This is a genomic window from Psychromonas arctica, from assembly GCF_038155225.1.
In the GTDB taxonomy this organism is placed as follows: Bacteria; Pseudomonadota; Gammaproteobacteria; order Enterobacterales; family Psychromonadaceae; genus Psychromonas; species Psychromonas arctica_B.
Genome location: NZ_JBAKBA010000069.1, coordinates 1 through 9,641, shown reverse-complemented (window position 1 = coordinate 9,641; position 9,641 = coordinate 1). Strand labels below are relative to the sequence as shown.

The 9,641-nt window shown below is 38.4% G+C and carries 8 protein-coding genes; all 8 read right to left on the bottom strand.

The window, feature by feature from the left end; all coding sequences use genetic code 11:
* Positions 1 to 192 precede the first annotated feature (192 nt).
* Positions 193 to 2,052: a TIGR00341 family protein gene (locus V6255_RS17530; protein ID WP_341629298.1), complete on the bottom strand. Its 1,860-nt coding sequence runs from the start codon at positions 2,050 to 2,052 to the stop codon at positions 193 to 195.
* A 184-nt stretch (positions 2,053 to 2,236) separates the two neighbouring features.
* The gene (locus V6255_RS17525; RefSeq protein WP_160060714.1) at positions 2,237 to 2,839 is read right to left on the bottom strand and encodes a protein-disulfide isomerase; all 603 of its coding nucleotides are present in this window, start codon (positions 2,837 to 2,839) and stop codon (positions 2,237 to 2,239) included.
* A gap of 21 nt (positions 2,840 to 2,860) precedes the next feature.
* Positions 2,861 to 3,070, bottom strand: coding sequence for a hypothetical protein (locus tag V6255_RS17520; protein WP_341629297.1), 210 nt, complete (start codon positions 3,068 to 3,070; stop codon positions 2,861 to 2,863).
* Positions 3,071 to 3,189: 119 nt separating this feature from the next.
* Positions 3,190 to 4,128, bottom strand: coding sequence for a tRNA pseudouridine(55) synthase TruB (truB, locus tag V6255_RS17515; protein ID WP_341629296.1), 939 nt, complete (start codon positions 4,126 to 4,128; stop codon positions 3,190 to 3,192).
* Positions 4,128 to 4,553 (bottom strand): 30S ribosome-binding factor RbfA, encoded by a 426-nt coding sequence (gene rbfA, locus V6255_RS17510; RefSeq protein WP_137297579.1) that lies wholly within the window; start codon positions 4,551 to 4,553, stop codon positions 4,128 to 4,130. Before rbfA ends, truB begins: the two co-directional genes overlap by 1 nt.
* A gap of 90 nt (positions 4,554 to 4,643) precedes the next feature.
* A complete protein-coding gene (infB, locus tag V6255_RS17505) occupies positions 4,644 to 7,289 on the bottom strand; it encodes a translation initiation factor IF-2 (protein ID WP_341629295.1) in 2,646 nt (881 codons plus the stop codon).
* 25 nt (positions 7,290 to 7,314) lie between these two features.
* Complete coding sequence (gene nusA / locus V6255_RS17500; RefSeq protein WP_160060711.1) at positions 7,315 to 8,817, bottom strand: transcription termination factor NusA; 1,503 nt, start codon at positions 8,815 to 8,817, stop codon at positions 7,315 to 7,317.
* Between the two features lie 14 nt (positions 8,818 to 8,831).
* Entirely contained in the window at positions 8,832 to 9,290 is a 459-nt protein-coding gene (gene rimP, locus V6255_RS17495; protein WP_160060710.1) for a ribosome maturation factor RimP, read from the bottom strand.
* Between the last annotated feature and the right edge of the window lie 351 nt (positions 9,291 to 9,641).

The following is a 9,641-nucleotide window of genomic DNA, read 5'->3' as shown; positions in this document are numbered from 1 at the left end:
TGTTAATTTTTCCTGCGCAATCTCTGATCACTTATTTAATTCCATTGGTATTATTAACGATTAACTATCTAATAAGAAGAAAGTAGCTTAACATTTTTTAGGTAAGTTTTAACCGCCCTTTATTTAGACCCAAAGTATAAAAAAGGAGGGTGAAAACTCAACTAAAAAGCTAATTATAACCCAACAAAATCATTACTCCCGACGAATAATAACTTGTGCTTCCATGATGACATCTTGTTGTAACTCCGCTTTAATACTGTCTTTAATTGCATCAAGTTTTTCGCTGGTTAAGGTTTCAGGTGTCACTAATTTTACAGATATTTCAATGGGCTCCAACGCTCTTGCATATACTTCTCTAATCACCACTTCACCTATTCTTTTACCTTCAAGCTGTTGCATTATTTTTGCTTCTTCAGATAAACGTAAAAAACTAAATACTAGTGGGATAGAAACAAGTGTCACGCCGATAAAAGCGATTGTGAGTCCTTTTTTAGCACGAGTGAAAGGAGCAAAACCTAAAGCGAGGAAAGTGAGTGCAGCAGCAAAGACAATGCCAGCCAAGTTGGTTAGGAATAATAATAAAGCACCCCAAGCGACATGCGAATCTAACCAGCCAATACCGATACCTGTTACCGCTAGCGGCGGCACAAGCGCGACAGCAATCGCAACACCCGCTAAGCTCTTAGCTGCATCAACACGCGCGTGCGCATAAGCACCAGCAATACCGGAAATAACCGCAACCCCTAAGTCTAATAAACTTGGACTTAACCGAGCCGCAATTTCAGGCGTGACGATCTCCATCGGAATAATAAAACTCGCAACAGATGAAAAGCCTAAAGAAACTAATATACCTATGCCTAAAGTCGTTGCACTGGCGGTAAGTAATGAAGGATCTTGACGTGCTAGAGCCATCGAAAGTGAAATAATAGGCCCCATTAGAGGCGCTAAGATCATCGCACCGATAATCACAGGGGCAGAGCTTGCAAAGAGCCCTACGCTTGCGAGTAAGGTTGATAATGCCATTAAGGTTAGGAATGCAGATGATGTTGTCGCGTTATCTCTGAGCAATTGATACAGGTCTTTAAATTCGTCTGTTGCAGCATGTGCAATAAAAGCTAATGGTTTAGTGGCTAATTCATTCACCGCTTCACCAGATGGTAGACCTTTAATTTTGAGTTGTTCTTTTTGTGCGCTAGAAGTATCTATGATCGGTAAAGATTCTCCCACTAATAAGGTTAATACATGACTTTCTGTTTGAATGGATAACGAGTCAGCTTGCTCTTCTTGTCCATCAATTTGATAATGTAAAACGTCACCATTAGTGAACTCTATACTTTTTGTTTTAACTAACCCTAGAAAACTAGGTAGTGAATAATAACGACCTAATGTAGAAATAGTAATAAATCGTAATAGTTCCATAATACTACGCGGTGCAATCAACATTACGTGGCACATACCGTCATTAATATGGCTATTAGGCAGAATATGTTTAGATAACCAAGAGTCATGAACATGGGCAGTAATAACAACACCTAGCGCAGCAGTCGTAAAACTACTTTCATTCTCAGTATTAAAAGTCACTTTTTTAGGACAAGCATGACGAATTTTACCGAGATTTTTCCACCCTAGTTTAAGTCTTTCAATAAAGCCTAAGCTTTTAGCACTTGGCAATAAGTTAAAGCTTTCTCCAAAAACCAACTCAGAAAGTAAAATTTTACCGTTGCAACGTACAATATCAACTTGTGCGGGTTGGCTTTTCTCAGCTTCTTGAATCGCTTTCTTTAAATTACTTTGAGCACAAAATCCACGTTTAGCATAGATCGATTCAGGATGAGGTAAAATAGCAAGTTGCCAGCCACCATCGATAGCGGCTTGGATAACAGCAGGTGCTTGTTGATCATTTACATAGGCGTAAACACGACTGTCTTTATTAAACTGTACAGGCTCACCTTCCCAGGCTCTTGGTAAAATAGTTTCTTCAAAAAACGCTAATACGTTATCTGTTAATTGATCTTTTTGTGCAATATCAAAAAGTAGGAAACTATCGGCCATAATGCATTCTCACTGAAGAAATTTATAAAAACACAGTATGCGTATAGGTGAGGGGTAGTGCAATAAGTAACTGTTAGTAATGAAGGGTAATAGAGAATAGTAGTAAGGAGTTTATATTTAAAGTGAAATAATCGTTAAAACCATTTCACTTTTTTTGATTAAGCTGATGACAATTACCGTACTTTTAGTCTTGTAACTGCTTTTCTACATCTGCAACAATACTGGCTGGATCACCTATGTATTGTGCATGATTTAATAGAACTGCATTATCATTATGTACTAGCAATAAAGCAGGGAAAGAAACCGTTCCCATGAACCCTTGTAAATCGTTAATATCAGATAAAACATAAAGAGCATCTTTGCTTAACTCTTCTTTAAATACTTTATTTGGTATTGATAATTTTAAGTCATCAGCAAGTTCAGTAAAATCTATTTTTTTACCTAAAGAATTACCTTCTACAAAATGAGCATGTTGCAGAGCTTGTAATACAGGTAATAATTTATCTGATTGTTTAGTTGAGATCCAAGCTAGTAAGTTTGCACTGATAACGCTATTCTTAGGACTATCCGCGAAACGTACATATTCCTGTGAGAAAGGAACATCACTTTCTTTTTCAACTGATTTAATCGTATTAAAACCAACACTGTTACCACCATCATAATTAGCGCAGTGCCAAGCATGAACTTCCATTTCAGGAAAAGCGTCATCTAAAGCAACCACTAATGGCGTTGCAGCATAACTCCATGGGCAATGAGAGTCGTAAATAAAATATAATTCTGAGCTCATAAAATCTACCTTTTCAACGCCCTAAGCGTCAAGTTCTAAATTAATTTGGGTGCAACCTTTAATACATTGCACGCCACTTTCGCCTTCACTTAATACCGTTAACGTTAACGCTTGTTGGCATTGCTCGCAAAGTACTTTTTTTCCCTTCGCAAGACGTTTAATAACATTACGCTGTTGATTAAAAGATTCAGCAGCAGTTTTATTTATTTGAGAAAAATCTATTTTAGTCATCTTAGCGGTGCCAATCTGTTTTAGTTTTAGTTTTAGTTTCAATTTAACTTAACGTTAACTTATAAATTGGAGACTTATAAATTAGTTGATTATAGGTCCATTCTTTATAAATTCATTCTTTAAAGATCTAGGTTCGCTAACCGTTTTGGTGCAATCAAACCATCATCATTCATTTGCCCAACACCAATAAACGTACGTTGCTCGCCAACGGTAATTCTAACAATTGTATTGTCTGGTGCACCGAATACTTGTACAGGTTGACCGTGTAATACATAAGCACCCATTTCATCGGAAATATTTACTTCAGGATAGTTTTTAACCGCCGTATCCATCTCTAATAATAATGGATCTAATAAATCATAAGGGCTAACGTCTTCTTCTTTTGCTTTTTCTATTAACGCTTCTAAGGCTTCAATAGTGACCATACGTTCGTAAGGGTAATCAGCAACCTGTGTACGACGTAACATCGAGACATGTGCACCACAACCTAATAACTCGCCCAAATCATCAACAATAGTACGAATATAAGTCCCTTTACTAACATGAATATCTAAATCAATTTCATTATCTTCAAAACGTAATTGCTTGATTTCATAAACAGTAATAGGACGTGCAGGACGATCAATCGTAATCCCTTCACGTGCATATTTATATAGAGGCTTACCTTCAAATTTCAAGGCTGAATACATAGAAGGAACTTGTTCAATTTCACCACGGAACGTATCAAGAGCAACATCAAGTTGTGCTTGAGTGACTGAAACAGGTTTTTCACAAACTACATCACCTTGAGAATCACTGGTATCAGTTCTTACACCTAAGGTAGCAGTTACGGTATAGCGCTTGTCTGAGTCTAATAGAAATTGAGAGAACTTAGTCGCTTCACCTAAACAAACAGGTAGCATACCCGTTGCCAATGGGTCTAAGGCACCGGTATGACCTGCTTTTTGAGCAAAGAAAATTCGTTTTACACGTTGTAAAGCATGGTTGGAACTGATGTCCGTAGGTTTATCTAATAATACGATGCCATTGATCGGGCGACCCTTTCCACGTTTTGCCATTACTTCGCTTCCTCTTCTTCTGTTGCTTCTAGCGCTTCTTCTTCGCGACCAGCTTCTTTTAGTTTAACTTTGTCATTTTTTACTGCGCCACTCACTAGCTCTGAAATACGTAAGCCTTCAGTCAGTGTTTCGTCAAAGCAAAAACGTACTTCAGGAACGATACGTAGCTTCATTGCTTTACCCAGTAAACGACGGACGTAACCAGCAGCAGCATTTAAACCTTTTAATGATTCATCGTTTGTTTGTTCACCAACAGTAAAAAAGGTCACATATACCGTTGCATAAGCAAGGTCACGTGTAATATCAACGCCAGAAATGGTAACCATTCCAATGCGTGGATCTTTAACTTCTTGTTGTAAGATTCGAGCAAGTTCTTTTTGTACTTGCTGAGAAACTCGAGAAGCACGGCTATATTCTTTTGCCATTTGTAACTCCTAATCAACGCAAATTAAGCGTTGTTTTAAATGAGAATGGAGGCATAAGCCCCCATTCTTAATAGTTATTAAGATTTAAAATTAAAGAGTACGTTTTACTTCAATAATTTCAAATACTTCTATTTGGTCACCTACGCGTACATCATTGTAGTTCTTAACGCCGATACCACACTCAACACCGTTACGAACTTCAGTTGCGTCATCTTTAAAGCGACGTAGTGACTCAAGCACACCTTCGTAAATAACCACGTTTTCACGTAGAACACGAATTGGGTTGTTACGTTTGATAATACCTTCAGTCACCATACAACCAGCGATTGCGCCGATCTTAGGAGATTTAAATACTTCACGTACATCAGCAATACCTGTGATTTCTTGTTTGAATTCAGGTGCTAATAAACCACTCATTGCAGCACGAACTTCATCAATTAGATCATAGATGATGCTGTAGTAACGTAATTCAACCGCTTCGTTATCAATTAACTTACGTGCTGTTGCATCTGCACGAACGTTAAAGCCGATTACGATTGCGCCAGAAGCTGATGCTAATGAAGCGTCAGTTTCAGTAATACCACCAACACCACGACCGATGATGTTAACTTTAACTTCATCTGTAGATAGTTTGTTTAGTGACTCACAAATTGCTTCTAATGAACCTTGAACATCAGCTTTAAGTACTAAGTTAAGTTCAGATACATCGCCTGATTCCATGTTAGAGAACATGTTTTCAAGTTTCGCTTTTTGTTGACGAGCAAGTTTGATATCACGGAATTTACCTTGACGGTATAATGCAACTTCACGTGCTTTCTTCTCATCTTTAACAACAGTCGCTTCATCACCCGCTTGTGGTACACCTGATAAACCCAATACTTCAACAGGGATAGATGGACCAGCAGATTCAATCGCTTTACCGTTTTCGTCACGCATTGCACGAACACGTCCGTACTCAAGACCACAAAGAACGATATCGCCTTGCTTAAGTTCACCTTGTTGAACAAGAATAGAAGCAACTGGACCACGACCTTTATCAAGACGAGATTCAATAACAACACCTGATGCAGGACCTGTTGAAACGGCTTCTAAATCTAACATTTCAGCTTGTAATAAGATGCTATCTAATAACGCATCAACACCAGTACCTACTTTTGCAGATACGAATGAGAAGATGTTTTCACCACCCCATTCTTCTGAAATAACATCGTGCTGTGAAAGTTCAGTTTTAACACGGTCAAAATCTGCACCTTCTTTATCGATTTTATTCACAGCAACCATTAGTGGAACACCAGCAGCTTTAGCATGTTGAATCGCTTCGATTGTTTGTGGCATAACACCATCATCAGCAGCAACAACTAGGACAACGATATCCGTTGCTTTAGCACCACGAGAACGCATAGATGTAAATGCAGCATGTCCTGGAGTATCTAGGAATGAAATCATGCCCTTATCAGTTTCTACATGGTAAGCACCGATATGCTGAGTAATACCACCGGCTTCACCGTCAGCAACTTTTGCACGACGAATATAATCTAGTAGTGATGTTTTACCGTGGTCAACGTGCCCCATGATAGTTACAACAGGCGCACGAGATGTTTTAGCACCACCTTGTTGTGCTTCAGCCATTAAAGACTCTTCTAACTCATTTTCTTTCGTTAGAATTACTTTATGGCCCATTTCTTCAGCAACAATAGAGGCTGTTTCTTGGTCGATAACTTGGTTGATAGTTGCCATAGCACCCATCTTCATCATCGCTTTGATCACTTCAGTTGCTTTAACTGCCATTTTATTAGCTAGTTCTGCAACTGAAATTGTTTCACCAATTTTAACATCACGTTCAACTTTAGCAGCTGGTTTTTCAAATGCTTGTTGCAGTGCATGTGGCGTTGCAGTTGAACCTTTTTTACCACGACGGTTATTACCGCGACGGTTATAAACTGTTTCAAGTGGTTTAGCCGCAGGTGCTTTTTTCTTTTTCTTACGGTGTGTTGGACCTTCCGCTTTTGTATCAACAGCATCTTCTGCTGCTCGAGCTTCTGTTGATGTAGTCACATGATAATCTGCACCTTCAGCTGCTTTACGGTCAGCTTCTTCTTTTGCCCAACGAGCTGCATTTTCTTCTGCTAATTTCTTAGCAAGTTCAGCTTGTTCAACCGCATCTTTTTCAGCTTTAGCTAATGCTTCTGTTTCTGCTTTTTTCAACAAATCAGCTTGCTCTTTTTCTAGTCGAAGTTGCTCTTCTGTTTTAACAGATTTAGTAGAAGCTTGTTTTTGCTTATTAGCTACTGCTGCTAATTTTGCTTTTTCTTCAGCTTCTTTCTTAGCAGCTAACTTTTCAGCTAATATTTTTTCAGCTTGTGCTTTTTTAGCATCTAACTCTGCTTGTATTTTAGCTTCTTCTACTTCTTTTATTGCTTGCTCAGCCGCTTTTTCTGCTTGAATCTCTTCATCAGAACGTTTAACAAAAGTACGTTTTTTACGTACTTCAACATTAACAGCGTTTGATTGACCTTTAACATTTAACGTTGTTTTTGTTTTACGTTGTAAAGTCATTTTTTGCTTTTGCTCGCCACCATGTTGCTTTTGCAAATAAGTAGTTAGCTTTTCTTTTTCTTCAACGCTTATTTTGTCGCTAGCTTTTTTAGTAATACCTGCAGCAGCAAACTGTTGAACTAACACATCTTCAGATTTGTTTAAGTCTTTAGCGAGGTCTTTTAATAGAATTTCTGACATTATTTATTTCTCCATACTGACGCTATTACGCATCTTCACTAAACCAGCAGATGTTACGAGCAGCCATAATTAATTCCGCTGCCTTTTCTGCATCTAGTTTTTCATCAATCTCTAGTAGATCATCAACAGCTTGTTCTGCTAAGTCTTCTAATGTAATCACACCTTTACTTGCTAATACAAATGCAAGGTGTGCCTCTAAGCCTTCAAGTGCCAATAGATCATCAGCAGGTTTTGCACCTTCTAGACTTTCTTCTTCAGCAAGCGCTTTTGTTGCTAGTACATCTTTAGCACGAGTACGTAGCTCTTCAACCATGTCTTCGTCAAAACCATCAATCGCTAATAACTCTTCAGCAGGAACGTAGGCAATCTCTTCTAAAGAGCTAAAGCCTTCTTCCACTAACACTCCAGCAAAGTCTTCATCAACTTCTAATGCTGACGTAAATAACGAAATAACGCCATCTGCTTCAGCTTGATGTTTAGTTTTTAATTCAGCTACTGTCATTACATTTAATACCCAACCAGTTAGTTGAGATGCTAAACGAATGTTTTGACCGTTACGACCAATTGCTTGTGCTAAATTTTCATCTTCTACAGCAATATCCATACTGTGCGAATCTTCATCAACAACAATTGAAGCGACTTCAGCAGGTGCCATCGCATTAATTGCAAATTGTGCTGGATTCTCATCCCACAGGATAATATCAACACGCTCTCCGCCTAATTCATTTGAAACGGCTTGCACACGTGCACCACGCATACCAACACAAGCACCGATAGGATCGATACGTTGGTCATTTGATTTCACTGCGATTTTAGCACGTGAACCAGGATCGCGGGCAGCGCCCATTAAGTCAATCATCTCTTCAGCGATTTCAGGCACTTCTAAGCGGAATAACTCAACTAACACTTCAGGTTGTGTACGTGTCATGAACAATTGTGCGCCACGAGCTTCAGGACGTACAGCAAATAATAAACCGCGTAAACGATCACCTGGGCGGAAGTTTTCGCGAGGTAACATTTCATCACGGAAAATAACCGCTTCAGCATTGTTACCTAAGTCTAATAAAATGCTATCACGTGTCATACGTTTAACAACACCAGTAATTAACTCACCTTCTTTTTCTGCATATTGAGCAACAACTTGTGCACGCTCAGCTTCACGTACTTTTTGTACGATAACTTGTTTTGCAGTTTGTGTTGTAATTCGGTCAAAAGTAACTGAATCAATTTCGTCTTCAATATATTCACCGACTTGAATTTCAGGAGTATCATATTGTGCAGCTTCAAATGTCATTTCTTTTGAAGGGTTTTCCATTTCTGCTTCACTTTCTAATACTAACCAACGACGGAATGTATCAAAATTACCCGTTTCACGGTCGATATCAACACGTACTTCAATTTCTAATTCGTATTTCTTTTTAGTTGCAATAGCCAGTGCACTTTCTAATGCTTCAAAAATCGCTTCTCTTGGTAAGCCTTTTTCATTTGAAACAGCTTCAACAACCAATAAAATTTCTTTATTATTCATTTTTAACGCCTTAATTAATCAAATTTTGGAACTATGTTCGCTTTCTGGATATTACTCAGCGCAAAGCGCTCTTCTTTACCCTCAACAGAAACGGAAATAATCTCACCGTCTACACTACTAATAACACCTTTCCATCTGCGGCGATTTTGAATCGGCATACGCAGCTGTATTTTTACTTCTTCACCTAAAAACGCGGCATATTGCGCTGCGTTAAATAGTGGTCTTTCCATACCTGGAGACGATACTTCAAGTGTGTACTCGTTAGTGATTGGATCTTCAACATCCATAATAGCACTGACTTGACGACTCACTGCTGCACAGTCATCAACCAAAATACCTTCTTCTTGGTCAATATAAACACGCAATGTTGAATGTTTACCCGCACGTACGTATTCAACTCCAACTAATTCATAGCCAAGGTCTTCCACACTTGGCGCTAACATTTCAGTTAGACGCTCTTCTAAACTTGCCAAATCTATCCCCTTTCAGAAACAAAAAAAGGGCATATAGCCCTATTTAAATAACAACTTATGTTTATTTTTGATAAACATAAGTTGTCAGTAAAACGTATTTTAAACAAAAACCAAATACGCAAATAACAAAAAAGCCCCAATAAATTGGAGCTTCATTCGTTTTGTTTGATTAAATCAAACAGATATTGCGATAGGAAACTACAATATCGAATGTGGTAAGGAGATAATGTTTCATCTCTTAAACTTACCTATAAAGTAATCAAAGATTACTTTATAGAACTGGTTGCGAGAGTAGAATTAAAAAACTTCCGACCTTCGCCTGTTTATTAAGAGCTGAGCCCGACGAGCTAA

Coding starts and splice junctions, on each gene's coding strand:
- V6255_RS17530 (WP_341629298.1), bottom strand. CDS start 2,052: ATGGCCGATAGTTTCCTACTTTTTGATATTGCACAAAAAGATCAATTA.
- V6255_RS17525 (WP_160060714.1), bottom strand. CDS start 2,839: ATGAGCTCAGAATTATATTTTATTTACGACTCTCATTGCCCATGGAGT.
- V6255_RS17520 (WP_341629297.1), bottom strand. CDS start 3,070: ATGACTAAAATAGATTTTTCTCAAATAAATAAAACTGCTGCTGAATCT.
- truB (WP_341629296.1), bottom strand. CDS start 4,128: ATGGCAAAACGTGGAAAGGGTCGCCCGATCAATGGCATCGTATTATTA.
- rbfA (WP_137297579.1), bottom strand. CDS start 4,553: ATGGCAAAAGAATATAGCCGTGCTTCTCGAGTTTCTCAGCAAGTACAA.
- infB (WP_341629295.1), bottom strand. CDS start 7,289: ATGTCAGAAATTCTATTAAAAGACCTCGCTAAAGACTTAAACAAATCT.
- nusA (WP_160060711.1), bottom strand. CDS start 8,817: ATGAATAATAAAGAAATTTTATTGGTTGTTGAAGCTGTTTCAAATGAA.